Source organism: Marinobacter salexigens (assembly GCF_002806945.1).
Lineage (GTDB): Bacteria > Pseudomonadota > Gammaproteobacteria > Pseudomonadales > Oleiphilaceae > Marinobacter > Marinobacter salexigens.
On the sequence record NZ_NIHC01000004.1, the window covers coordinates 53,686 to 77,405 of the forward strand.

A 23,720-nucleotide genomic window follows, 5' to 3' on the forward strand; every position below is an offset into this window, starting at 1 on the left:
GCAACTCACCAAAGGATGAAGAGATAACAAAAAATGAAAGCCCCTGTGTCTTTTTCTGAGCCTGCTACCTTGCGTTCGCTTTGCTTCCGTGTGCTGTTGGTTGTATCGGTGTTGTCTGCATCGGGCTGCACGATTTATCAATCCATTGGCAAAAGTACCGGATCGTTTCTGCACCCGGTGTCTGGTCATGATTTTGTGCACATTGATAATGACCTTTGGGATCGCAAGCACGCGGTATTGTATTTTTACCGTACTCACTCGGAATGGGCAGCCGATGAAATTGAAGCGCCCAGTGTTTATGTTGATGACTCCCATTATTTCAATATCCGGAATGATAGCTTTACCTGGTTGGTGGTTAGCCCCGGTGAGCGCCATATTGCCATGCGCAGGCCGCTACTGGGGCTTGAAGGGCTGAATTCGTTCAGCCTTAGCCTGATTGCGGACGCCACGCTTACCGTTGAGCCAGGTGGTATTTACTATCTGCGGTACAACGAGCTGTCTGAGCCCGCGCAGGCTCACCCCGAGCTCGATCCTGAGCACCCACTGGCCCAAGGCGATCTGCAACTGGTGACCCGGGAATACGCTATGCAGGGGCAGGAGATAGTTTCGACCCATTTCCTGAACAGTGATTTTCTGGCGCCCAATCATGCGGCGGTTTCGATTGTTGAATCCAATGAGGATGCGGACTACAAGCGGCGTATTGCGCTGTTGGAAGAAGAGCGTGAATTGGAAATGGAACGACTCGCCCGTGAGGGTCGGTATGAGCCGGCACCCTGGTACTGGCCTTTTGGTGGTGACCCAGAAGTTCCTTTGGAGGCAGACCAAAAAATCCAGCAGTTGGAGCAGGACTACGCCCAACTGGAGCTGGAGCGTGAGCGCCGTGAAGCTGAAAATTCCGATGGGTGGTGGTTTTTCTAGGGTTTAAGGAAAAAGATTTGACACCGCCGAACAAATGCTTAAAATGCGCCTCTCACTTGGTCGAGCAATGAAGTCTGTTTGCGGACAACATCAGCGATTTCAAGTGAGTGCCTTTGAAAGGTGTCATAGTGGGTGGTTAGCTCAGCTGGGAGAGCATCGCCCTTACAAGGCGAGGGTCACTGGTTCGATCCCAGTACCACCCACCACTTTCTTTCAAGGCAAGCATCGAACCCTTGAGTTTGGTGCAGGATTCAGGCTTAATGCCGAATCTATGCGGAGCGGTAGTTCAGTTGGTTAGAATACCGGCCTGTCACGCCGGGGGTCGCGGGTTCGAGTCCCGTCCGCTCCGCCACTCTTTCTGGGTGGTTAGCTCAGCTGGGAGAGCATCGCCCTTACAAGGCGAGGGTCACTGGTTCGATCCCAGTACCACCCACCAGATACTAAAAAGGGCAAGTCCGATGGACTTGCCCTTTTTTTTACTTCCCGATCAGCGATTGACCGCATACGCGCACAACGTTGCCGTTAACACCGCCGGAGGCCGGGCTGCAGTACCATGCAATGGCTTCTGCTACGTCTATTGGCTGACCGCCCTGAGAAAGACTGTTCATGCGCCTACCTGCTTCACGCAGGGTTATTGGCATGGCTGCTGTCATCTGGGTCTCGATAAAACCAGGTGCGACAGCATTAACGGTGATGCCGTTCTTCACTTGTTTCGCCATAGCTTCCACATAACCGATCACGCCGGATTTCGCCGCAGAGTAGTTGGTTTGCCCGAAGTTGCCCGCAATGCCGCTGATAGAAGAGATACAAACAATGCGCCCGCCTTCCCGCAGGAGCTCGCGGTTCATCAGTTCGTCGTTAATATGCTCTTCTGCAGTCAGGTTAACCGCGATGGTCATGTCCCAGAAGTGCTCGGGCATGTTACCCAGTGTTTTGTCCCGGGTGATACCTGCGTTGTGAATCACCAGGTCGATACCGCCAAAGTGTTTTTCGGCAAAGTCCGCGATTTTTTTCGGTGCATCGGCAGCAGTAATGTCACAGGCCAGGGCTTTGCCTTTAATTGCACCGGTTACCTTTTCCAGATCCTCCATGGCAGGCTCAATATCCAGCCCGATTACCGTAGCGCCATCCCGCGACAAGGTTTCTGCAATGGAAGCCCCTATGCCACGTGATGCACCGGTTACCAAAGCCACCTTGCCGGCAAGAGGGGCAACCGGGTTGGTTGTTGGTGCCTTGGCAGCCTTGCCAATACGAACCACTTGGCCAGAAACATAAGCAGATCGAGCAGACAGGAAGAAGCGTAAGCTGGATTCCAATTGTTTTTCTGCATTGGGAGCCATCCAGAGCAGGTTTGCCGTGGCGCCTTTTTTGCCTACCTCTTTACCTACGCTTCGGGTGAACCCTTCCAAAGCCTGTTGCGCGGCTGCCTGAGGTGCTTTTCGACAGGTTGCGGGATTTTGCCCGACGATTACCACCCTGGCGTTTGTACCGAGTTTTTTAATGGTGGGGTGGAAAAAGTCATACAGGGCGCGAAGGTCATCCGGGCCTTTCAGGCCAGTGGCGTCGAAGACCAGAGCTGAGAGTTTTGCATCCGATGCTGATGCCAAATCCAGCGCCTGTGCTTTGTTTCCCGCCTTGGATGAGTCCTCCAGCGATGCTTTGCCGCTGGCATGGTGAAGCGTTGCGGCACTGGCACTCAGAACACCGCCAATGGTTGCTATGGCCTTGCCGCCGTTGCCAGCGCCAACCAATACGTCCCCTTCAATGAAAGGCTGGTCTGCACGTTTGAGGCGCTTCAGTGGAATCGGAGAAGGTAGCCCAAGGGTTTGTGCTGCGGTTTTGCCTACGGGTGTGTTCACGAGCTTTAGATAGATGTCAGACATTGCTTCGTCCTTGCGTTGCTATGATATGTGGAGCATGTTGGTTTACAGAGTAATGAATCTTCCAGCCATGTGATTGACTCAATGCTTGCAGGGCTTTGTCATGCATGCCAATGAGACGGAGGCGGTTAGCGTTAAACTGGCGTTCCTATACTGCCTTATCTTGAGTGTAGGGGCATGAAGAAGGGGCTTCCCAAAACACGCTGTGAATACATCCGTGTACGCTCGGCTCCGCCATCTATGGCTCCGCACGGTTTTGGGAAGCCCCTTCTTCATGCCCTCATATTCTGGAACTAATTTAACGAAAGGATAGCATCATGGCACAAGCCCAGAAGACCAATCAGAAGAAACCCTCAGCTGCAAAAGCCGCAGTAAAGGGCGCCAGTGGCGTTCGTCGCGTTGCAGTTCTCGGCGGCAACCGGGTTCCTTTTGCGCGCTCCAATACGGCTTACAGCAAGATCAGCAACCAGGAACTGCTGACCTCTACCTTGCGTGGTCTGGTAGATCGTTTTGATCTTCAGGGCAAGCGCTTGGGTGAAGTGGTTGCAGGTGCCGTGATGAAGCATTCCCGAGACTTTAACCTGACCCGGGAGGCCGCACTGAGTTGCGGGCTTGCACCGGAAACGCCGGCTTATGATATTCAGCAGGCCTGTGGCACAGGCTTGGAGTCGGCGATTCTTGTGGCCAACAAAATCGCTTTGGGTCAGATTGAGTGTGGTATTGCTGGCGGTACGGATACCACCTCGGATGCGCCTATTGGTGTGGGTGAGGGCCTGCGTGAAATTCTGCTGGACCTGAACCGCGCCAAGACCACCGGTGATCGGCTGAAGGTGCTGAGTCGCTTTCGTCCTGGCCACTTAAAACCGGAAACACCTCAGAATGGCGAGCCTCGTACCGGCATGTCTATGGGTGACCATGCCCAGGTAACGGCCCATGAGTGGGCCATTCCGCGGGATGAACAAGACTTGCTGGCCTGGGAAAGCCATCAGAAGTTGAAGAAGGCTTATGAAGAAGGTTTTTTTGACGATTTGATGACACCACTGGCGGGGCTTGAAAGAGACAATATTCTGCGCCCGGACACCACGTTGGAAAAACTGGCCACGCTTAAGCCCGCGTTTGACCGCGAAAATGGCACCATGACGGCGGCCAATAGCACGGCGCTGACCGACGGTGCAGCTTGTGTGCTTCTGGCCAGCGAAGAATGGGCAAAAGCCAACAATTACGAAGTAAAGGCCTGGCTGACCTTCTCGGAAGTCGCTGCCGTAGATTTCGTGGATAACAGGGAGGGCTTGCTGATGGCGCCAGCCTATGCCGTGCCCCGGCTTCTCGATAAGGCAGGCATCACGCTGCAGGATTTCGACTTCTACGAAATCCACGAAGCCTTTGCCGCTCAGGTGCTTTCAACGCTTAAAGCGTGGGAAGATCCTGCGTTTTGTAAAAACAAGTTAGGCCTCGACAAGCCTTTGGGTAGCATCGACCGCGCTAAGCTGAACGTGAAGGGCAGCAGCCTTGCGACTGGACACCCATTTGCTGCAACGGGTGGCCGTATTGTGGCAACACTGGCTAAATTACTGGAAGAAAAAGGCAGTGGCCGGGGCTTGATCTCAATCTGTGCTGCGGGTGGTCAGGGTGTAACGGCTATTCTCGAGCGATAAATAGCTGAAAAGACAGAATAGTCTTTGACAGGCTCGGTTTAGCGGCGTAGTATGCGCGCCACGGTGATCGAGAGACCACCCACCAGTTTGATGCGGGATGGAGCAGTCTGGTAGCTCGTCGGGCTCATAACCCGAAGGTCGTAGGTTCGAATCCTGCTCCCGCTACCATATTAAAAGGCAAATCAGTAACTTACTGGTTTGTCTTTTTTCGTTTTAATGGTTCGAATTTTCCACCTCATGAATTGATTTCTTCAAGATTCAGCTTATTGGCTGTAATCCGTTCCGCCCCTGTGGCAGTAATCCGCACCGTTTCGCTAAAGCCGATGCCAAACTCTCCCGGTTTACGCAGGCAGATAGGCAAATGAAACACCATGTTTTCTTCCAGAATGGATTCGTTGTCGGCGGCTATGAACATGGAGCCTGCCACCCAGGATGGTGGGAGTGCCGCGCCCACCGGATAACCAAAAACGCCGGAGAAAAAAGCGCGATCGGCGATAGTTGCCAAGGCAGCTTCACCAGCGCGGGCTGCTGAGGCGAAGCTTGAGCCGGCTCGGGCAGCCACCATTACGGCCTCGAGGACTGCAAGGCACACGCTGTGAAACTCGTGGATTTCTGGCGAGGCCTTGCCTGCTACAGCGGTGCGCATCAGGGGCGCGGTGTAGCGCTGCCGAACCGCACCAAACTCAGTGAATACCGCATCGCCACGCACTACCTTGTAACCTGCATGATTGGTGTGAATGATGCCGCTGCGGGCGCCGGTCGTCACGATCGGTTGCATACTCATGAATTCACTGCCAGCACCCAGCATGTAACTGGCACCGGCTTGGGCGATTTCATGGTCGGTTACGCCCGCCTGAATAACGGCAGCGGCGGCATCAAGGCCGGCACAGGTAATGGCAGCGCTTTCTGAAAGATAAGCCATTTCAGCGGGGGATTTGATCAAGCGAACACGATCAACCAGTTGGCCGAAGTCATGAAAGCTGGCTGCGTTCAATTTACTTTTGAGTGTGGAAAGCAGGCCCGGGCGAAGGGAGCCGGCCCACGGGTTGAAACCGATTCGTGGGTTGTGACTACCTGCCGTGCTGCGCACTTGTGCGGCCAACTCGCTGGCTACCGCTTCAGGAGCTTGCCACGGATAGCCGATAACCTTGTCCACGCGGCTCAGATACACGGCGGGGCCGATTTCGATAGCGGGAACAAAAAGCACTGTTCGGCTTGCCGACACCAGCAGTACGCACTGAACCGATACCTCGAAGGTGTTGTATCCCGTCAGGTAGCACAGTTCACCGGCATCGGTCAGAAGCAGCAGGTCTAGCTCGGCATTCGCCATTTCCTGACGCACCAAGGCAAGCCGTGCTTCGTATTCATCTGGCTCGAAAGCCAGTACCGGATCCGGAAACCGGCACTTCAACTTGTCGCGGTAGCTTAGGTAGTCCATAGGCGGTCAGCTTTTTATGGTTGTTAGCTGACCATAGTACCAGCATGCGATATGGGCAATATCCTCTCATGGAGAAGATGCTCCACCCGGCAGAGCGCGGGTGGCAGATAGTAAGGCGTTGATGGGCCGGGCCGCGAAGCTGAATAGCGTTTTGGTGTTTTTTGTCAGAGTTGGTATCTTAGACCATGAGCGCAAACCGGCTATCTTGCAGCAACCATTGAAACAAGCCGGGTCGCGCACAAGGAGCACTATGAGTGATGCTGAGGTCAAAGAGTGGGAACGCCTTGCTTTTGTAGCAGGGCGGGATGGCGTGCCTGCTGCTTTGGCGTTTGCGCACCAAGGCTTCCGACAATATACCGCCGCTATTCGCGAGGCGGAATCGGGCGGAAACCAGTATGGGGCAGCCTACGCAGACAGTTTGAACGCTTCGCTTGCCGTTTATCAGTCTTATATTTCAGATAATGAATAAGGCGCAAACCAGGCGGCAGCGTAACCCCTGAATAGCGCGACTTTTTTGCTTCTGAATCCGGCTCCAGGTTGAGTGAGCAGGTCATGGGCTCTATGGAAGCTGCTCTCGCCAGCGTTTGACTTTGACCTGGCCTTTAATCGCTTCAATTATTTCAACGATCAGCTTAATGAGCGCTTCGTTTCTTTCCTCAACGCTACCTGCCAGTTCAGGCCCTCGTATAAAGGCATTTACTATGTCCCCGATAAACGCATGGTTTGCAGATGATGCCAGGTCTTCCAGTATTTGCTGAATAACGTTGGCAACGATATCGCCCACAGCATCTTCGAGGGTTTCCTGAATGGTTGAGCCCACAATGGGTAAGTATTTCAGCCGGGACAGTTCCATATTTTGCTTCAGTGCATGGTCCACTCTGTCTTCAAGGTAACTTCTAAGTGCAGCCCGATTAGGCACGTAGCCTTCCTTTGCAGCTTGAGCAACCCGTTGGGATATCCACCCGGAAAGCATGTCTCGCCGCGGGTATAGAATGTCGTTCTGGACTTTGTCGAATAGCGGGGAGCCCAGTGTTATTTCATGCTGCACGCCACTCAGTACTTTGGCCACGATGCGGTCGGAAAGCTCTTCCATGAAGGCTTCATAGTAGAAGTTTACGAAGCGATAAATCCCGGTATCGGTAATGTCGATTATTTTGTGTTGGTGCAGGCGGTGCAAAATGGAAATGACCCGCAAAATCCTCAGGAACCGCAAGCTCCCTACAGGAATACAGCCAACCAGATCATACCAGTGGATAAAGGGGTAAAAGTACCAGCGGTCGTATTCACTGGCCTTGATTGCATAGGCCCAGCGCACAAAAAACTCGCTGAGGAAGACCGCAACGAACATGGCATCGTACAAAATGAAATTTTCATGCATCGGGTGGTAGATCGCCTGAAGCCCCGGAAGGTGCTCTTTCAATGCATTCTGGATGGCGATGAAGCTGTAGACAGAATCCCAGACGATGAATGCGAGGTTGACGATGATCAGGCCCAACATGAATAAATCGATAATCAACCAGATAAGCTGGTGGCTGGCCTTCAGGTTCTCGCGATTAACTTTCAGCATTCGCTGGTGTCCGCTCTCTGTGGTGTAATAACGTTGGCACGTATTTCGACAGGTTAGCGTATTTAAACCGGGCCGACGACTTGTCTGGGCGCGGATTAACTTGACCACCCGCGGCGAAACTCTCACGCTTGAGCGATAATCACTTCTGTTGCAACCAACACTGAAAAAGCCGGATGCTATCACTTGATCAATTTTTGAAATCGGGACGGATTCGGCTGCTGGGGCTGCTGCTTGTGTTGTGGCCATCTTTGGGTCTGGCCCAGCAGGTTGAGGTTCGCGTTAAAGGCGACTATCCGGACCTCAAGGAAAACGCCGAAGCCTTTATTGGTGAAGTAGAAGGTCGCAGTGCTGGCAACCTCCGCCACTATGCATCAACGGCTGTCAGCCAGGCGAGCAAGGGTCTGCGAGCGCTGGGTTATTACAGCCCAACTGTGGAATGGCAAGTGGAAGAAGGCGACTCAGAAGAAACGGCGCGCCTGATTGTGGAAATAACCCCCGGTGATCCGGTGCGCATCAAATCCCGCAGGGTTGAAATCCTCGGGGCTGCTGCGACAGATCCAAGTTTTACTGACAACCTGCCTGCGCACCCTGCGGAAGGCGATATCCTGGACCATGGTGAATACACCAGCCTTCGAAATACCCTGCAAACCCGTGCCCGGCGTAGGGGCTACTTTGATGGCAGGCTGGTTACCCGCACTCTGGAGGTGGATCCGGAAGCCCGGGAAGCCAATATTACATTGGTGTTTGAAAGTGGAGAGAGGTATCGGCTGGGAGCGGTTACGTTTGAAGAAGGGCACTGGTTTGAAACCCGCCTGCTGCATCAGTTCGTGACCTTTGAGCCCGGCATTCCCTACCACTCGGATGAAATTGCAAAGCTAAACAGCGACCTGCTGGGTAGTGGTTATTTCTCGGGTGTGGATATTGATGCAGCGCCCTCGAGCGCTGAGGACGGCGTTATCCCGGTGCGTATAAACCTTACCCGGCGTGATAGCCGTTCCATCGCCACCGGCCTTGGGTTTTCCACGGATGTGGGCCCACGCTTCCGGGGCACCTGGCGGGAGCACTGGATCAATCCCATGGGCCACACGCGAGGGGCAGAGACAGAACTGTCCGGGCCCAGGCAAAACGTGAGTGGCTGGTACGAACTGCCGCTGGACCCACCGATGACAGATCTGATCCGTTTTACCACTGGCTACCAGCGTGAAGATATCGAGAATATTGAATCAGAGCTCCTGACATTTGGACAGCAGTGGCAGCATCAACTCGATAATGAGTGGCTGCAGGTGTTGTCTCTGCGCTGGGAAGGCGAGCGCTATAATATTGGCAATGATGAAAAAGGAACCAGTTCCTTGTTGCTTCCGGGCATAGGTTATTCCAAATTGCACGCCAACTCGCCACTGGACCCATCCAGAGGTTACCGTTTGCAGATTAACGTTACGGGCACCCACCAGGCAATGCTTTCCACCGTGGATATCTTGCATGTGAACGCCATTGCCAAGGGCTTGTTTACGCTGGCAGGCAAGCACCGCTTTTTATCACGACTGCAGATTGGGGGTGTGGGCACTAACCGGTTTGAAGATGTGCCGCCTTCTTTGCGTTTCTTTGCGGGCGGTGACCAGAGTGTGCGGGGCTACGCATACCAGAGTCTCTCCCCGGAAAACGAGAACGGTGTTCCGGTTGGGGGGCGTTACACGTTAGTGGGCAGCGCGGAATATCAGTATCAGTTCGCAGACAAGTGGCGTGCGGCATTGTTTGTCGATCATGGTAACGCGATCAATGATCTGTTTGACCCGCTGGTTACGGGTGTAGGCACGGGTATTCGCTGGGTCAGCCCGCTGGGGCCCTTGCGACTGGACATTGCCAAGGGCCTGAACCCTGAGTTTGGTGGCGAGTGGCGGATACACTTCTCTATGGGGCCTGAGTTGTGACAGACGTGCATAAAGGCAGCGAGAAAACCAATAGCGCAAAGCCGCCTCAGCGTAAGCGTGCGCACCGCCTTCGGTTCTGGATACTGTTGCTTCTTGGGTTGTTGGTGCTCCTTCCAATCGTGCTGGTGGCGGCGATTCTGCTGGCACTGCGTTCAGAGGCGGGCACCGCCTGGGTCATTGAGCAGATCCCCGGGCTGGAAGCAGTTAATGACCATGGCTCGCTGTTCGGAACCTGGCAGGCAGATAGGGTCAAGTGGCGCGGTTACGGTGTGGAAGTGGAGGTTGAGAGCCCGCAAATAGATTGGTCGCCCTCTTGCCTTTTTGATCTGCAACTCTGCCTTGAAACCCTTCATCTTGATCGGCTGGACGTGAATGTGCAGCCCTCTGACGATCAGCAGGCGTCCTCGGGCGATATCACTTTGCCGGGTGTTGAATTGCCGCTGGCGTTGCGAATCAAGGATGTGCGGCTGGGCAGGTTCAACTTCAATGGCAACAAGGTTTGGGACACATTTGAACTGGATGCCGGAGGTTCAGGCGCCGATTGGGAGATGGAGCGCGTTTACTACCAGCGCGATGACTACACAGTGGCGGCCTCCGGGCGCCTGACTACTCGTCGGGACTGGCCGGTTAACCTCCAGGTGACTACAAATTTACCTCCGCCCTATGGTCCCGACTGGACGATTGATTTGACGCTTTCCGGCAGCGTGCGGGATCTGACTCTTGCAGGTAATAGCCGCGGTTATCTCAACGCTGCGCTGGAAGGAAAGCTGGAGCCATTGGCCAGCAGCTTGCCTGCGCGTCTGCGGGTTACCTCGCAAGAGTTTCGTGCGGTGGAATCTTTACCCGACACACTAGTGTTGGAAAACTGGAGTGTTGAGTCCAGGGGCAGCTTGAAGAATGGCTTCAAAACACAAGGTAAGGCCAGGTTGCAGGGTTCAGAAGGGCCGGTTGCACTAACACTGGCGGGCCTCGTAACAACGGCGGAAGCCCGAGACATACGGCTGGAGCTTTCTGCAAAAGAGCTGGAAAACACGAATAAGGCGGGTAGTTCGGCCCGAAACGTTATTGTCACCGGCAAAACCCGTTGGCAGGGGGGGCTCAGTGCGGACGCAAGCATAAAGCTACGGGCGTTCCCCTGGTATTCATTGATTGCCGGCCTGGAAGAGCCGCCAGTGATTCTGGAGAAACTGGATGGCAATGCTTCATGGCGTGATGGGAACTACCAGGCCAACCTGACGGCCGAGGTTGATGGCCCTCTGGGCAATACGGAACTGGCTGCGACAGTTGAAGGGGATACTGCTCAAGTGCGGCTGACGAAGCTCACGGCGGAAACCGGCGCGGGCTCTCTCTCCGGTGGTGGCTCCGTACGGTTTTCAGGGCCATTGAGCTGGCAAGCTGCGTTGGAGCTGGAAGATTTTAACCCGGGCTACTGGGTTCCGCTTCTGGAAGCCAGCCTTAGTGGTGCGGTCACCACGGAGGGGCAACTCACCGATGGGGCAATCCCCGCTATGGCGGCCAGCTGGGATCTGAAGGGCGAGTGGCGCGCCAGTCCAACGGCCACAGTGGGCAAGCTTGATACCTCAAGCGGTGACTGGATTGTGCCGGAGCTGAAGCTGGTGGTTGGTGACAACCGGGTAGAGGGCAACGGCCAATGGGGGAAGGCGTTGAAGGCCGAGCTTGATCTGAATCTGCCAGAACCGGAAAAGATTCTGCCGGGGTTAGGCGGGCAGGCTAATGTCCAGCTTACGTTGGCCGGCACACCAGACGCTCCCCATGGCGAACTGGCCGCCAATGCAACTGAACTGCGCTGGCAGGATCTTCTGATTATTGACTCCATGAACCTGGAAGCGAAGCTGGAATCCGGTTTTGATCTCAACGGTGTGCTACAGAGCAAGGGCATCAGCGTCGCCGGCCAGACAATTGAATCTCTAAGCGTTAAAGCGCAAGGCACGCAGGGCGATCACAAAGTTGCCATTGATGCGCAACGGGAAACGGGAAGGCTGCAACTGGACTTTCAGGGCGCGGCCGGGGATGACTGGGCAACCTGGCAGGGTGAACTTGCGCGGGGTGTCGTCGATGTACCCGCGCAGAAGCAGAGCTGGGTGCTCGCGTCACCCACCGAGCTCAACTATGGAGAAAATGGTGGTCTCAGTTTTGCGGCACATTGCTGGCGCTGGAAGGAAAGCTCGGTCTGTGCTGACGACCAGGCCCTGTTGCCAGTGCCTGAAATCTCTTATCGCATAGACAATTTTCCGACCACGGCTCTGGATTCACTCTTACCAGAGAACATGCGCTGGCATTCCAGTATTAATGGAGAAGTTGACTATACCCCCACCGATGCGGGGCCCGATGGCCGAATAGCCCTTGATGCTGGCGAAGGTCGTTTTGAACTATTGCTGGATGGTGAGTGGGAATCCCTCGATTATAAAACGCTGACTACGGAGCTGGAAATCAAGCCTGAGCGCGCCGACCTTTCTGTGCGGCTGTCTGGCCCTGAACTTGGCAATCTTTCGGTAGATATGAAGCTGGATCCGATGGCCGAAGACAAACCAGTTGAAGGCCAGTTTAAACTGGAAGGTTTTGATGTTGCTCTGGCTGGCATGTTTACCAGGCTTGAAGAAATCGCGGGTGAGGTGAACGGCGCGGGTGAGATTTCCGGGCCTTTGATGAAACCCGCAGTGAAGGGCGAGATCACATTGACCAATGGGCGGGTGGTGGACTCGCGCTTGCCTTTGCCCATGGAGGAAGTGATTGTCAGTGTTGAGCTTGAAGGCTATTCCGCCCGAATTGGTGGCCGGATTCGCAGCAACGCTCGTAGTGAGGCCATTATCCGGGGCGAGGTTGACTGGCACGGTGCTCCTGAAGGGCAGATTCGCATTACCGGAGAGAGGTTACCCTTCAGCCTGGAGCCCTACGCTCACTTGGAGGTGGCGCCGGATCTGACCATCGCCTTCCGGGAAAGTACGCTGAGTGTCGAGGGGCGGCTTGAAGTGCCGCGGGGTGATATTGCCATCAGGGGCCTACCGGAACAGGCAGTATCCGTATCGGAAGACGAAGTGATTGTGGGAGCAGAGCAGGAAGAGCCTCTCATCCGCACTTTGAATATGGATGTCACCGTTGTTGTGGGTGATGATCGGGTGAGCTTTATTGCATTCGGAGTAGAAGGCGACCTGGAGGGAACCCTGCGAATCAGCAACGATATGGACACCCGAGGTGCGCTGCAACTTGTTAATGGCCGCTACGAGGCTTATGGACAAGACCTTGACCTTAGGCGAGCACGGCTGCTGTTTGTTGGCAATCTGGTTCAGCCGTATCTGGATATCGAGGCCATCCGTACGGTGGATACCGTAGTGGCAGGGATACGTTTGAGCGGGCCGGTTCAGTCCCCCACAACGGAAGTGTTTTCAAACCCTTCCATGCCGCAAACAGATGCATTGTCCTACGTGATCCTGGGGCGTGCTCCCGGGGCGCAGGGTGATGACGGCCAGATGAGTCGTGCGGCAATTTCATTGGGCCTGACTCAAGTCAACAAGATTACCGGCCAGATTGGAGAGGAGTTCGGGATACGCGAGTTAACCCTGGAAGCTGAGGGCAGTGGTGATCAGACCTCTGTGGTTGCCAGCGGTTATCTCACCGATGAGCTCAGCATTCGCTATGGGGTTGGAGTGTTTGAGCCGATCAGTACAGTGGCACTGCGTTACGAGCTCGGCAGGTACTTTTATCTGGAAGCCGCCAGTGGCTTGGCGGCTTCACTGGATATCTTCTATACCCGGGATTTCTGAGCTTGGCCTGGCCCCGCGTTTGTGTTTGCAGGCGCTTGATCCGGCGCAACTTGCTGTAACCGGGCCAGTTTGAATGATAAAGCCGCCTGAAGAAACTCGCCAAAGATTCGTCGGTGCCCGCCAAGGTAAAGCAGGTATTCAGGGTGCCACTGAAGCCCCATAAGCCATTGGCCCCGGGTACTTTCGATGGCCTGCACAAACAGGTCGTTGTCCACGGCTGTAACCTTCAGGTTTTTACCCAGTAGCTTGATTGCCTGGCTGTGTATGCGGTTGGCACCAATGACCGGCGCACCCATAAGTTGGCCAAGCCGGCTTGTGGCCACAAGGCGAACGGTTTGCATTGGAAACAACAACGGCCGGTGCCGGGTGTTAACTCTCAAGGGGGTGACGTTCTGGCACAGGGACCCACCGTGGAATATGTTGATGAATTGCGCGCCTCTGCAAATACCGAGTACTGGAATTCCGACAAATTCCGCTTGTTCCAGCAGCAAGTGGTCGGTGGTGTCACGCGCCCGGTCATAATGGGCGCTTACCTGGGGCTGCTGGCCATAGTGTTCCGGGTGAACATGGGTGCCGCCAGAAAGCACCAGGCCATCAAGCAGCGAGACATCCACCCGGGCACCCGGGCGGATGTAGTAAGTGTGGGCACCCTTGAGCCGAAGCGCCAGCCCTATCAGGCGTTGGGCAATGCGCTTGCGCGAGGGGCCGCTGATACCTATTGTGAGGCCAGGCAGGCTGTCATCAGGGTTATGCTGTTCAGACATAGCCTTTGCTTTTTAGCCAGTTTGCTGAGGTTTCCTGCCAGCTTGTGGTCAGGTTATGCAGATTGATTTTGCGGCTCTCCCGGAATAAAGCGCGCAACTCCGCCAGATCTTCAGAATGATTTGCCAGTTGTTCTACCACCACCCAGTCATTCCAAACGCTGGAAAAGTGCCACCCGGGGTTGTCGATGTCACAGTCCGGAAGCCGGTAGTGCAGCGTGGGCCTGCTTTTGATGCGAGGGTCTTCCACGTATTGGTCAAGCAGAGGTTTGTCCAGATGGGCAAACAGGGGCAGCAAATCCAGCGCCCGGTTGCGAGTAGGGTTGGATTCAAGGTAATCCACCATCATCTGTCGCTGATTCGGTGCATAGTCGTCTTCAACCAACAGGTCTGTGTACTCGCTACTCCACGGCTCAATGTAGGGTGTAAACTTTCTGCTGATGTCCAGCTGATGATGAGCTTTAAGCCAGTCGTAGAGCACCGCAAATGCCTGGTAGTACCGAACCAGTGTTGCCGGTTTGAGGTCGGGCAGTTCGGGGTTGAGCTGTAAGCCGAAGGCGAAGTAAATAGCTTCCCTGCTGCCCAGTGCACCGGCTTCACGAAGCTTGTCGACGAGAGTTTCGATCTGGTTCAGGTCCGAAAGTGCCATGGGGGGGCTGACGATTTCCAGCGGCACAATCAGCTCCGCCGCTGCGTCTATAACCTCCATTGCTTGCCCGCCAAGTTCTCGAATGATTTCCGGCAACCGTTCGTCTGCCAGGTCCAGATCTTTAATGGGGTCTGAGTCCAGCTCGATAATAAAGTTGCCCAGGGGTGTTTCAAGTTTGCTCACATAGCGGGACTGAGGCGCCGCCTCGCCGCCAAGCAACTCAGCTGCCAGATTTACGAGCTGCTGATACCCCAGGCCCGATAGTTCGATTTCCACGCCCACCCGCCGTTCATTGCCATCGACGGTTTTGGTGATAGTTGGCATTCTCAGAGGAATAGCTTGGCTCATAAGGGGCCCTGTTGCAGATGATGGTTTTAATAACCCTAACATACTACCGGAACATGGACAGTGAAGGGTTTTCAAGAAAACAGGTCGCTTGGCTTTACACTGGATAAAACACTGTATATAGTCAATTCACTGTATAAAAAAACAGGATGGTTGGTTCACTGTATACACCATCAGATTTCAGACCCGGCATGCATAAGACACAAGAGCCGCATGCAGAAAGTGGAGCAGCGAAACGATGAAGCTGACAGCAAGACAGGCCCAGGTACTGGACATTATTCGGCGATCTGTGGATGAAACCGGTTACCCACCTACACGTGCAGAAATTGCCACAGAGATGGGGTTTCGTTCGGCAAATGCTGCGGAAGAACACTTGCGGGCCCTGGCCCGAAAAGGAGCCATTGAGATGGTCCCGGGTGCCAGCCGTGGCATCCGACTGCCAGAAGTTGCTGAAGACCCCGGGTTGCCGGTTATTGGCCAGGTGGCTGCGGGCAGTCCCATCCTCGCGCAAGAGCATGTTGAAGACCATTGCACGCTGAAGCCGGAGTTCTTCTCACCTTCTGCTGATTATCTGCTTCGTGTCAGGGGTATGAGTATGAAGGATATTGGCATTCTCGATGGCGATCTGCTTGCTGTGCACAGCACCCAGGATGTGCATAACGGCCAGGTGGTCGTTGCCAGAGTGGGCGATGAAGTGACGGTCAAGCGTTTCAGGAAAGAAGGTTCGAAGGTTTATCTGATTGCTGAGAATGAAGAGTTCGCCCCGATAGAAATCGATCTGAAAGAGCAGGATCTGTTTATTGAGGGGCTGGGTGTAGGTGTTATTCGACGTTCTGATCTGCACTGATCGGGCTGGTGTAACCACAGACGCATTGAAGGGCGGGTGAATTATGGAACAGCTAAGCTTTAACCAGAACAGGGCGTGGCAGCAGAGCGTTATGCCGTGCCCACAGCCAGAGTACGCAACCCGAAAACAGCGCACAGTCATTCGGGCGCGGCACAAGCCCGGGGTGGCAGATTCCACGCCGGCCGGAAATGTGACGGAAATCATCCTGCCAGCGGGGCAGGTAGAAAACTTCCAACTGCTACTGCCGATGCTGACGCAGCTCAACCAAGAGAAACGCTGGCTGGCGTGGATCGACCCGCCCCAGGCGCTGGTAAGTAAGTGGCAGAAAATGCACGGCATTGTTGCCGGTGAATTGCTGGTTCTGCGCTCCACCGCTGAGTACCCTGCACGCCAACTCGCAGAGATAGCTCTCAGTGCCGGGACTTGTCACGCGGTGGTTATATGGGCAGGGAAACTGGGTAAAACAGCCTTTGCTTCCCTGCAAAAGGCGGCGGCGGAAGGGAACAGCCACGGTTTAGTGCTGAGGCAGCGTTGAGCGGCGCTTTAGTGCAGAGTGTATGCGGGCTGAGCGTCTGAAACGTCCAGCTCGTCATCCTCCCAGTCAATATCGTGAGACATGGTTCCCGCGGTTTCTATTCCGGCGGCAATCATTGCTTTGGCCACAGACATATCGCGATCGCCCATCATTTCACGCGCCTCATCCGAAAACGAAATCTTAACCAGTGGTGCGTTGTCGTCGTCAATGCGCCGCAGGGCATAATCGCCATTGCTCAGTTGTACTATCTCGAAAAACGATGGTGACATTTCAATAACCTTTTAATGATGAGAACCGGAAGCTGCGAATTTGAGTGGGCTACCACTCACCGTGTTGCTCTTCCAGGTTGTCGGTAAACTGTTTTATGGCTTCCAGAGTCTTTCTCAGTGATTGGACTGAACGGTCTGGCCCGGCTTCTGCCGATACGGCAATTATGTTTTCTGAACTCACCGTTTTACGTGCCGCTGGAGGCCTGTTCTGAGCTGTCTCTAGCTGGTCAAGGTGGTTCCACCAGCTTTCGCTCTCCCTTTCAAGGGTTGTAAGCGACACAATCTCCGGGGCCTGATCGCCAATCATGCTGCTGAGGTCTGCCAGGGACAAAGGCCCTTCGGGGCGCTTTTGGTATAGCCTGGCTATCATCACAAGCAAAAGCTGTCTTGCTCTAAGAAGAAGCTCGATAGAGCCCTGGGTCGATGCTTCCTGCTGTAGTGTTTGCGCCGTAAGCGCACTCCCTTTCTTGGGAGTCAGGGTCGTTGCATCAAGTAAAGTGCTGGCAAGAAACAGTTTTTGCGAAACCAGCGAATACCATTGAGAAGCCATTGGGCGCCCGCTTTGATTAATCCGACATTCTACCATTTTAGTTTGCAGATTTCTTTATCACGCTTCGCGCTTGGGCTTAAGTGACAAGAAAACACATTTAATCACTTGAAACGGGCGTTTGAATTTGGGAAAAAGCACGCACGATTTTGGGTTGTTGGATTGTTTCGGAGGAATATGGAATGCGCAGCCAAGTGTTCGCATGTATGGCATTGCTGTTGTTCGGGTATACCGGGCAGGCTCTATCGGCGGTGTCGCCAGCAGAGGCGCAACGGCTTAAGCAGGATCTGACGCCAGTTGGGGCGGAGCGCGGGGCGAATGCTTCCGGGAGCATCCCGGAGTGGGCAGGTGGATTACTTCATGTGCCTGAAAACTGGCGTGAAGGGCAGGTTGAAATTGATCCCTTCCCCCAGGACGATCCTATGTTCGTGATTACTGCAGACAATATGCATTTGTACAAAGACAAGCTCGCAGAAGGCTCCCTTGAAATGTTGAGCCAATACGGCCCAAACTTCTTTATGCCGGTTTATCAGACTCGTCGAACGGCAGCATTCCCCGAGCATGTCTATGACAAGTTCTATGAGAATGCTTTGAGCGCCGAGTTGCTGGATAACGGCAACGGTGTCCGAAAGACCATCATGACCAGTCCATTCCCGATTCCCAAAAGCGGCCTGGAAGTCATGTGGAATCACATTCTTCGCTATCGCGGTGACGAGGTCTCCTTCCGAAGTGCATCTGCAACACCTCAAGTGGATGGCTCTTTCAATCCGGTGGTAAACCAATACGATTACTACTTTCCTTACAGCAAGGAAGGCACCGAGCTTGCGGATGTCGATAACAAGATTTTCTACCTGAGGACCGACACGATTTCACCTTCCACTCTGGCTGGAACCATCACTCTGGTGCATGAAACTCTGGACCAGGTACGCTCGCCACGGCTGGCGTGGCGTTATGATGCCGGATCCCGCCGCCTGAGGCGTTCACCGAACCTGGCGTACGAGACGGACTTGCCGAACTCGTCATCGCTGCGCTCGGTCGATCAGAAGGATATGTATAATGGCGCCCCGAACCAGTACGATTGGGAGCTAAAGGGCAAGCGAGAACTGTTTGTTCCCTATAACGCCTATAAACTGCACGATGAGTCTGTGCGCCCGGGTGATGTTATCCGCGCAGGCCACATTAATCAGGAACTGACCCGCTACGAGCTTCACAGGGTGTGGGTTGTGGAAGCAACTCGCCGAACTGGTATCAAACACATCTACCATCGCCGCGTATTCTATGTGGATGAGGACAGTTGGCAGATCCTGATATCCGAAGAATACGACGAGGCTGGCAATTTGTGGCGTGTGTCCGAAGCCCATAACATCAGCTATTACCAGACGCCGGTGTTCTGGACTACTATGGAAATGACGTATGATCTTGAAGCGCGGCGTTATTACATTGATGGCCTGAACGACAAGTATCCGGCCTATAATTTTAACCCCGGGTTCCGTGGCAGCGAATTTACAGCCTCATCTGCTCGGCGTGCCGCTCGCCGCTGAAACTGCTGGAGCTGGCAGAGTTGCCAGCTCTTGTCGGTAGCTTTCCCGGGTCGCCCGTTTTCTACACCTAAAAGCAGGAGAACAGATTATGGCCGACCCTGAAAACCACTCTTCTCCCGAGCTCCAGGTTCATCTGGATAACCTCGACCAACTGATGACAGAACTCGGTCGCGCACTTGCCGATCAGGACTGGGATGCTTTGGTGCGCCTTAATGAGCAAGTAAAGCCCGGAATAGAGCCACTGATGGTCTCGCTGGAAGCCGGGCAGGTGGATCCGGAGCTGGTGCGTACCCGGTTGGAAGAACTCCGGCAGTTTGTGGACGCAGCGGGTGAAGTGGCCGAGAAGGCCAAGGCTGAAGCCCAGCAAGCCCTGAAAGGGGTGAATCAAAACCGCAGTGCAGCCAAGGCCTATCAGAAGGTTTCATCAACGCAACGGAAATAGCGTCATAAAATTGACTCTTTCACGGTTACAGTCTTAAATACCGCACATATTCCCCAAAGAGATTCTTGTGAATGTCCAAAAACAACAAGGTGCTGGTGCTGAGTGAGGACGAGTCGAGGCGCCGGGATCTGGCGACCATTCTGGAGTTCATCGGCGAAGAGCAGGTAATCACAGGCAACGATGCTTTGGCGCTCGTCGAATCCGCAGGCGAAGAAAGTCTGGCGGGTATTTCGGTCGCTGTGATAAACGGCGAAGACCCGAACATCGTCAGTGCTATTGAGACGGTCTGCAAAGCGGTACCGGGTGCTCCTTTTCTGATGGTGGGGGACCCTGCGCTCAAGGGGTTGGCTGAAGAACATGCCGCCCGCATTATTGCTCGCATGGAATGGCCCCTTAATTACACCAAGTTTGTTGATTCGCTGTACCGTGCGCAAATTTTCACTGATCAGTTTCGACGCTCCAAAGAGCGCGGTGAGCAGCGTGGCCTGCAACTGTTTCGTAGCCTGGTGGGCACCAGTCGCAAGATACAGCAGGTGCGTCAGCTCATGGAGCAGGTGGCAGATAAAGATGTGAGTGTGCTGATCACCGGGCCATCCGGAACCGGTAAGGAAGTTGTGGCCAGAAACCTGCATTATCATTCGTCACGTCGCGACAAGCCGTTTGTGCCCGTAAATTGTGGGGCCATTCCGGCAGAGTTGTTGGAGAGTGAGCTTTTTGGCCATGAAAAAGGAGCGTTTACCGGCGCCATTACAGCCCGCGTCGGGCGTTTCGAGATGGCTGAAGGCGGCACTTTGTTTCTGGATGAGATTGGGGATATGCCCCTTAACATGCAGGTGAAGATCCTGCGGGTATTGCAGGAGCGAACCTTTGAACGGGTGGGCAGCAACCGAACGGTATCTGCGGATGTTCGTGTTATTGCAGCTACCCATAAGCACCTTGAGGACATGATCGAATCTGGCGAGTTCCGGGAAGATCTGTATTATCGGCTGAACGTCTTCCCCATTGAGGTGCCCTCACTGCGGGACCGGGTAGAGGATATTCCACTGCTGATAAATGAGCTGATTTCTCGAATGGAGAAAGAAAAGCGAGGCTCTTTACGGATGAACTCGGCGGCGATTATGAGCCTCTGCCGGCACGACTGGCCGGGCAACGTTCGGGAGTTGGCGAATCTGGTGGAGCGGTTGGCCATTATGCACCCGTATTCGGTGATCGGGGTGCAGGAGTTGCCAAAGAAGTTCCGTTATGTAGACGATTTTGATGAGAATCGGCCAATTGAGGATTCGGGGATGCCTTCTGGTATTCCGGGATTAGTCGGGCTGGATGCGCCGGCGTTGTTGCCGGTGAATGGTATTGATCTGAAGGATTATTTGTCGAACCTTGAGAAGCAACTGATTCAGCAGGCGTTGGATGAAGCGGGTGGGGTGGTTGCCCGGGCGGCTGAGAAGCTCAGGGTTCGGCGGACGACTTTGGTTGAGAAGGTTCGGAAGTATGGGCTTCGGGAGGAGGAGGCCGAGGGGTCCTGAGTTGCCTGCTTTTCTCTTGTGACAATAAGACGTCAAAGGTTTTCGGCCTTTGGCGTTTTCTCGTTTTTGGGTGACGTAAACCCGTCGCTCACCTTTCTTTGGTTTATTTAATGCTCTGATTTATAAAGAAAAATCCTAGTTGGCACGAAGCTCGCTTTGTAACCTGCAAACGAATCATCCGAAGGGTGTGGCCCGGTGTGACGGGTTTATCGGGAGTCAGGTTATGAGTCAGGCACAGTTTGTCATTCAGTCGGTGGAGCATGAGGCTCAGGCCAATGCGGCGGCGGATGCTAACGATAAGGTCAGGGCATTATTTCCGCAGCAGGATGATGAGGCGGTGGGTTCTGCGCTGGAGATGTTTAACCAGATGTCGCGGCAGATTACCGATTCCTATCGCACGCTGGAGTCGCGGGTTAATCAGTTGTCTGGGGAGTTGAGCCAGGAGTCTCTGCAGCGTCAGCAGGAGTTGGAGGAGAAGGAGCAGTTGGCGGATCGGCTTTCTACTCTTTTGAAAGCGCTGCCGGCTGGTGTGGTGGTTCTGGATAGCCAGGGTGTGGTGTCTCAGAGTAATCCGGCGGCGGCTGCGTTGTTGGGTGAGCCTTTGGAAGGTGAGCGCTGGGTGGATGTGATTCGCCGTTGTTTTTCGCCGCGCCGGGATGATGGTCATGAGGTGTCGTTGAAAGACGGTCGCCGTGTGAGCATTGAAATCCGTACTATGGAAAATCAGCCTGGGCAGTTGATTCTGTTGACCGATCTTACTGAAACTCGTCATTTGCAATCGCAGCTTGCTCACGCTCAACGATTGTCTGCTATGGGCAAGATGGTGGCGTCGCTAGCACATCAGATTCGCACGCCTTTGTCTGCGGCTATTCTCTACGGTGGCCATTTAACGGAAGAAGATCTGGATGAGGAGATGCGCCAGCGTTGCGCTTCCCGCCTTATGTCCCGGCTTACCCATTTGGAGCAGCAGGTTCGGGATATGTTGATTTTTGCCCGAGGCGAAACCCGGTTGGCGGAGGAGTTGTCTGCGACAACGCTGATTACGGCCCTGGAATCCGCCCTGGACGGAATTAAACCTGCATCCGGTTCTGATGTGATGTTGAGAAACGAGGTACCAGCGGATTGCCGGCTGATGTGTAACCGGGATGCGCTGGTCGGTGCGTGTACCAATTTGGTGAACAACAGCCTTGAGGCAGGTGCAACCGCCGTTGCCGTTCAGGTTGCTTTGGACGCGGGCGAGTTGCTGATCCGGGTTTTGGATAATGGCCCAGGCTTCGCAAAAGCGGAAGCCGGCAGGCTTGCGGAGGCTTTCTACACAACGAAATCCCACGGCACCGGGCTTGGCCTGGCGGTTGTGCAGGCGGTTGTGAAGGCGCACCAGGGGCAGTTCTCTATTGATTCGCCAGAGCAGGGCGGTGCTATTGCGACTCTGCGTCTGCCGCTTTTGCGTAATTCTTCCCATAACTTTTCTCGTAAGACCGTTTAATCGGAGGCAACCATGGCCAAGGCCCAGATACTGATTGTTGAAGATGACCGCGATCTGCGTGAGGCGCTGGTCACCACGTTGGAGCTTGCAAGGTTTCGTGTTCGTGAGGCCTCTGATGCTCACGAAGCGTTGGCGCGCTTAGCCGAGGCGCCGGTCGATATGGTAGTCAGTGATGTAAACATGCCCGGGCTTTCCGGTCATGAGTTGCTGGGCGAGGTTCAGCGGCTTTACCCAGGCTTGCCAATGATGCTGATTACCGCCTACGGCCAGATCAGCCATGCAGTGTCTGCCATGCAATCCGGTGCAGTGGATTATTTGGTCAAACCTTTCGAGCCCAAGGTGCTGGTTGATGCCGTTTCCAAAGTGGTGGGTGGCAGCCGCCAGAAGTCTGGCGACGAGCCGGTAGCTGAAGACCCGGCCAGTAAGCGGATCTTCCAGCTGGCAGCTAAAGTGGCGGGCAGTGATTCGACGGTGATGATTTCCGGAGAAAGCGGGACTGGTAAAGAGGTTCTGGCCCGATACATTCACCAGCAGTCGCCCCGCGCGGATCAGCCTTTTGTGGCCATTAACTGCGCGGCTATCCCCGAGAACATGCTTGAAGCGATCCTGTTTGGCCATGAGAAAGGCGCGTTTACCGGCGCGATTGCGTCTGCGCCGGGCAAGTTCGAGCAGGCTAATGGCGGAACGATTTTACTGGATGAAGTGTCAGAGATGGACCCGGCACTGCAATCCAAGCTGCTTCGTGTGTTACAGGAGCGGGAAGTGGAGCGGGTCGGTGGGCGTAAGACGATCTCTCTGGATGTTCGAGTGATTGCGACCACCAACCGGGATCTTGCGGATTTTGTGCGGGAAGGCCGGTTCCGGGAAGATCTGTACTACCGGCTGAGTGTATTCCCCATGCACTGGCAACCATTGCGGGAGCGTCCTCTGGATATCCTGCCTATGGCGACGTCTTTGCTGAAGAAACACTGCCGCAAGATGAAACTGACCGGGATCAGTTTTGCTGCCGATGCCCGTAGCGCGCTGGTGCAACACAGCTGGCCAGGCAACGTGCGGGAGCTGGACAATGCTATCCAACGCTCTTTGGTTTTACATCAGGGCAATGTTATCCGGGCAGACGATTTGTGCCTGGATATCGGGGCCACTGGGCGTTTCGATGGCCATGGTGCTGCGGCTGCCATCGCACCGGCTGCTCCGGCAGTAGCAGAGTCTTTCCCGCAGCACCCGGGCCAGCCCGGCTCAGCCGCTCCGGATTCGGCGTTTCATGAAGCCGACCGTTCGGAACCGGCATCGGTTGAGGCCGGATCTCTGGGCGATGATCTGCGCCAGCAAGAGTTCCGTATTATTATCCAGACGCTCAGAAGCGAGCGCGGTCGCCGCAACAAGGCGGCGGAGCAGTTGGGCATCAGTCCGAGAACCTTGAGGTACAAATTGGCGCAAATGCGTGAGGCCGGGATCGACCTGGATGCTGAGCTGGCCACGGCTTGATTTCGCCCAAGTGCCCGAGGGCACGCAGATTCTAAAGCAGTTTCGCAGTATCCCTTCATTCGGCACCCTTAATGGGTGCCTCTTTTTTGGGGCCGCGCACCGGCCAATATCCCGGCTGA

General features: G+C 54.7%; 19 protein-coding genes and 4 tRNA genes. 16 read left to right on the forward strand and 7 right to left on the reverse strand.

The window, feature by feature from the left end; translation table 11 throughout:
- Nucleotides 1–33 precede the first annotated feature (33 nt).
- From CDH47_RS08240 to CDH47_RS08255, 4 genes are all read left to right on the forward strand, one after another.
- Nucleotides 34–918, forward strand: coding sequence for a DUF2846 domain-containing protein (locus CDH47_RS08240; protein ID WP_100639412.1), 885 nt, complete (start codon nt 34–36; stop codon nt 916–918).
- 130 nt (nt 919–1,048) lie between these two features.
- Nucleotides 1,049–1,124, forward strand: a tRNA-Val gene (locus CDH47_RS08245).
- Nucleotides 1,125–1,193: 69 nt separating this feature from the next.
- A tRNA-Asp gene (locus tag CDH47_RS08250) sits at nt 1,194–1,270 on the forward strand.
- A gap of 8 nt (nt 1,271–1,278) precedes the next feature.
- A tRNA-Val gene (locus CDH47_RS08255) sits at nt 1,279–1,354 on the forward strand.
- 40 nt (nt 1,355–1,394) lie between these two features.
- On the opposite strand, the gene CDH47_RS08260 is transcribed toward CDH47_RS08255, so the two are convergent.
- On the reverse strand, nt 1,395–2,801 hold the full coding sequence (locus CDH47_RS08260) for a 3-oxoacyl-ACP reductase (protein WP_100639413.1): 1,407 nt from the start codon (nt 2,799–2,801) through the stop codon (nt 1,395–1,397).
- A gap of 314 nt (nt 2,802–3,115) precedes the next feature.
- On the opposite strand from CDH47_RS08260, the gene CDH47_RS08265 reads away from it, so the two are divergent.
- Nucleotides 3,116–4,453, forward strand: coding sequence for an acetyl-CoA C-acetyltransferase (locus tag CDH47_RS08265; protein WP_100639414.1), 1,338 nt, complete (start codon nt 3,116–3,118; stop codon nt 4,451–4,453).
- 91 nt (nt 4,454–4,544) lie between these two features.
- A tRNA-Met gene (locus CDH47_RS08270) sits at nt 4,545–4,621 on the forward strand.
- Between the two features lie 67 nt (nt 4,622–4,688).
- Here CDH47_RS08270 and CDH47_RS08275 read toward each other — a convergent pair.
- On the reverse strand, nt 4,689–5,891 hold the full coding sequence (locus tag CDH47_RS08275; RefSeq protein ID WP_100639415.1) for a M24 family metallopeptidase: 1,203 nt from the start codon (nt 5,889–5,891) through the stop codon (nt 4,689–4,691).
- A gap of 250 nt (nt 5,892–6,141) precedes the next feature.
- Here CDH47_RS08275 and CDH47_RS08280 point away from each other — a divergent pair, with 250 nt between their 5' ends.
- A complete protein-coding gene (locus tag CDH47_RS08280) occupies nt 6,142–6,360 on the forward strand; it encodes a hypothetical protein (protein WP_100639416.1) in 219 nt (72 codons plus the stop codon).
- Between the two features lie 90 nt (nt 6,361–6,450).
- Here the strand turns inward: CDH47_RS08280 and CDH47_RS08285 are convergent, their stop codons facing one another.
- Nucleotides 6,451–7,458 (reverse strand): hypothetical protein, encoded by a 1,008-nt coding sequence (locus CDH47_RS08285; RefSeq protein WP_100639417.1) that lies wholly within the window; start codon nt 7,456–7,458, stop codon nt 6,451–6,453.
- A 233-nt stretch (nt 7,459–7,691) separates the two neighbouring features.
- Between CDH47_RS08285 and CDH47_RS08290 the strand changes: the two genes are divergently transcribed.
- Together CDH47_RS08290 and CDH47_RS08295 are read left to right on the forward strand one after the other, a co-directional pair.
- On the forward strand, nt 7,692–9,386 hold the full coding sequence (locus CDH47_RS08290; RefSeq protein ID WP_476738576.1) for an autotransporter assembly complex protein TamA: 1,695 nt from the start codon (nt 7,692–7,694) through the stop codon (nt 9,384–9,386).
- Nucleotides 9,383–13,168, forward strand: coding sequence for a translocation/assembly module TamB domain-containing protein (locus tag CDH47_RS08295; RefSeq protein WP_239985661.1), 3,786 nt, complete (start codon nt 9,383–9,385; stop codon nt 13,166–13,168). The genes CDH47_RS08290 and CDH47_RS08295 overlap by 4 nt, the downstream gene beginning before the upstream one ends.
- On the opposite strand, the gene CDH47_RS08300 is transcribed toward CDH47_RS08295, so the two are convergent.
- Nucleotides 13,150–13,932: a gamma-glutamyl-gamma-aminobutyrate hydrolase family protein gene (locus CDH47_RS08300; protein WP_100639419.1), complete on the reverse strand. Its 783-nt coding sequence runs from the start codon at nt 13,930–13,932 to the stop codon at nt 13,150–13,152. The two genes, CDH47_RS08295 and CDH47_RS08300, sit on opposite strands and share 19 nt — an antisense overlap.
- Entirely contained in the window at nt 13,925–14,926 is a 1,002-nt protein-coding gene (locus tag CDH47_RS08305; protein WP_100639420.1) for an amidoligase family protein, read from the reverse strand. The genes CDH47_RS08300 and CDH47_RS08305 overlap by 8 nt, the downstream gene beginning before the upstream one ends.
- Before the next feature lie 235 nt (nt 14,927–15,161).
- Between CDH47_RS08305 and lexA the strand changes: the two genes are divergently transcribed.
- Both lexA and CDH47_RS08315 read left to right on the forward strand, forming a co-directional pair.
- Nucleotides 15,162–15,770 carry a transcriptional repressor LexA gene (lexA, locus tag CDH47_RS08310; RefSeq protein ID WP_100639421.1) on the forward strand — a complete coding sequence of 203 codons (609 nt, stop codon included), beginning with the start codon at nt 15,162–15,164 and terminating at the stop codon, nt 15,768–15,770.
- Between the two features lie 43 nt (nt 15,771–15,813).
- On the forward strand, nt 15,814–16,305 hold the full coding sequence (locus CDH47_RS08315; protein WP_100639422.1) for a cell division inhibitor SulA: 492 nt from the start codon (nt 15,814–15,816) through the stop codon (nt 16,303–16,305).
- 8 nt (nt 16,306–16,313) lie between these two features.
- On the opposite strand, the gene CDH47_RS08320 is transcribed toward CDH47_RS08315, so the two are convergent.
- Nucleotides 16,314–16,574, reverse strand: coding sequence for a hypothetical protein (locus tag CDH47_RS08320; protein WP_100639423.1), 261 nt, complete (start codon nt 16,572–16,574; stop codon nt 16,314–16,316).
- Between the two features lie 49 nt (nt 16,575–16,623).
- A complete protein-coding gene (locus CDH47_RS08325; RefSeq protein ID WP_100639424.1) occupies nt 16,624–17,124 on the reverse strand; it encodes a DUF6586 family protein in 501 nt (166 codons plus the stop codon).
- A 179-nt stretch (nt 17,125–17,303) separates the two neighbouring features.
- Here CDH47_RS08325 and CDH47_RS08330 point away from each other — a divergent pair, with 179 nt between their 5' ends.
- The 5 genes from CDH47_RS08330 (at nt 17,304) to CDH47_RS08350 (ending at nt 23,601) form a co-directional block, all read left to right on the forward strand.
- Entirely contained in the window at nt 17,304–18,662 is a 1,359-nt protein-coding gene (locus tag CDH47_RS08330) for a DUF1329 domain-containing protein (RefSeq protein ID WP_100639425.1), read from the forward strand.
- Between the two features lie 88 nt (nt 18,663–18,750).
- Nucleotides 18,751–19,104: a flagellar protein FliT gene (gene fliT, locus CDH47_RS08335; protein WP_100639426.1), complete on the forward strand. Its 354-nt coding sequence runs from the start codon at nt 18,751–18,753 to the stop codon at nt 19,102–19,104.
- A 71-nt stretch (nt 19,105–19,175) separates the two neighbouring features.
- A complete protein-coding gene (locus CDH47_RS08340; protein ID WP_100639427.1) occupies nt 19,176–20,627 on the forward strand; it encodes a sigma-54 dependent transcriptional regulator in 1,452 nt (483 codons plus the stop codon).
- A gap of 223 nt (nt 20,628–20,850) precedes the next feature.
- Nucleotides 20,851–22,113: a sensor histidine kinase gene (locus tag CDH47_RS08345; protein WP_100639428.1), complete on the forward strand. Its 1,263-nt coding sequence runs from the start codon at nt 20,851–20,853 to the stop codon at nt 22,111–22,113.
- A gap of 12 nt (nt 22,114–22,125) precedes the next feature.
- Nucleotides 22,126–23,601, forward strand: a complete 1,476-nt coding sequence (locus tag CDH47_RS08350) for a sigma-54-dependent transcriptional regulator (RefSeq protein ID WP_100639429.1) — start codon at nt 22,126–22,128, stop codon at nt 23,599–23,601.
- Nucleotides 23,602–23,720 lie beyond the last annotated feature (119 nt).

Coding starts and splice junctions, on each gene's coding strand:
- lexA (WP_100639421.1), top strand. CDS start 15,162: ATGAAGCTGACAGCAAGACAGGCCCAGGTACTGGACATTATTCGGCGA.
- CDH47_RS08305 (WP_100639420.1), bottom strand. CDS start 14,926: ATGAGCCAAGCTATTCCTCTGAGAATGCCAACTATCACCAAAACCGTC.
- CDH47_RS08320 (WP_100639423.1), bottom strand. CDS start 16,574: ATGTCACCATCGTTTTTCGAGATAGTACAACTGAGCAATGGCGATTAT.
- CDH47_RS08345 (WP_100639428.1), top strand. CDS start 20,851: ATGAGTCAGGCACAGTTTGTCATTCAGTCGGTGGAGCATGAGGCTCAG.
- CDH47_RS08265 (WP_100639414.1), top strand. CDS start 3,116: ATGGCACAAGCCCAGAAGACCAATCAGAAGAAACCCTCAGCTGCAAAA.
- CDH47_RS08315 (WP_100639422.1), top strand. CDS start 15,814: ATGGAACAGCTAAGCTTTAACCAGAACAGGGCGTGGCAGCAGAGCGTT.
- fliT (WP_100639426.1), top strand. CDS start 18,751: ATGGCCGACCCTGAAAACCACTCTTCTCCCGAGCTCCAGGTTCATCTG.
- CDH47_RS08300 (WP_100639419.1), bottom strand. CDS start 13,932: ATGTCTGAACAGCATAACCCTGATGACAGCCTGCCTGGCCTCACAATA.
- CDH47_RS08275 (WP_100639415.1), bottom strand. CDS start 5,891: ATGGACTACCTAAGCTACCGCGACAAGTTGAAGTGCCGGTTTCCGGAT.
- CDH47_RS08340 (WP_100639427.1), top strand. CDS start 19,176: ATGTCCAAAAACAACAAGGTGCTGGTGCTGAGTGAGGACGAGTCGAGG.
- CDH47_RS08240 (WP_100639412.1), top strand. CDS start 34: ATGAAAGCCCCTGTGTCTTTTTCTGAGCCTGCTACCTTGCGTTCGCTT.
- CDH47_RS08325 (WP_100639424.1), bottom strand. CDS start 17,124: ATGGCTTCTCAATGGTATTCGCTGGTTTCGCAAAAACTGTTTCTTGCC.
- CDH47_RS08285 (WP_100639417.1), bottom strand. CDS start 7,458: ATGCTGAAAGTTAATCGCGAGAACCTGAAGGCCAGCCACCAGCTTATC.
- CDH47_RS08350 (WP_100639429.1), top strand. CDS start 22,126: ATGGCCAAGGCCCAGATACTGATTGTTGAAGATGACCGCGATCTGCGT.
- CDH47_RS08280 (WP_100639416.1), top strand. CDS start 6,142: ATGAGTGATGCTGAGGTCAAAGAGTGGGAACGCCTTGCTTTTGTAGCA.
- CDH47_RS08260 (WP_100639413.1), bottom strand. CDS start 2,801: ATGTCTGACATCTATCTAAAGCTCGTGAACACACCCGTAGGCAAAACC.
- CDH47_RS08330 (WP_100639425.1), top strand. CDS start 17,304: ATGCGCAGCCAAGTGTTCGCATGTATGGCATTGCTGTTGTTCGGGTAT.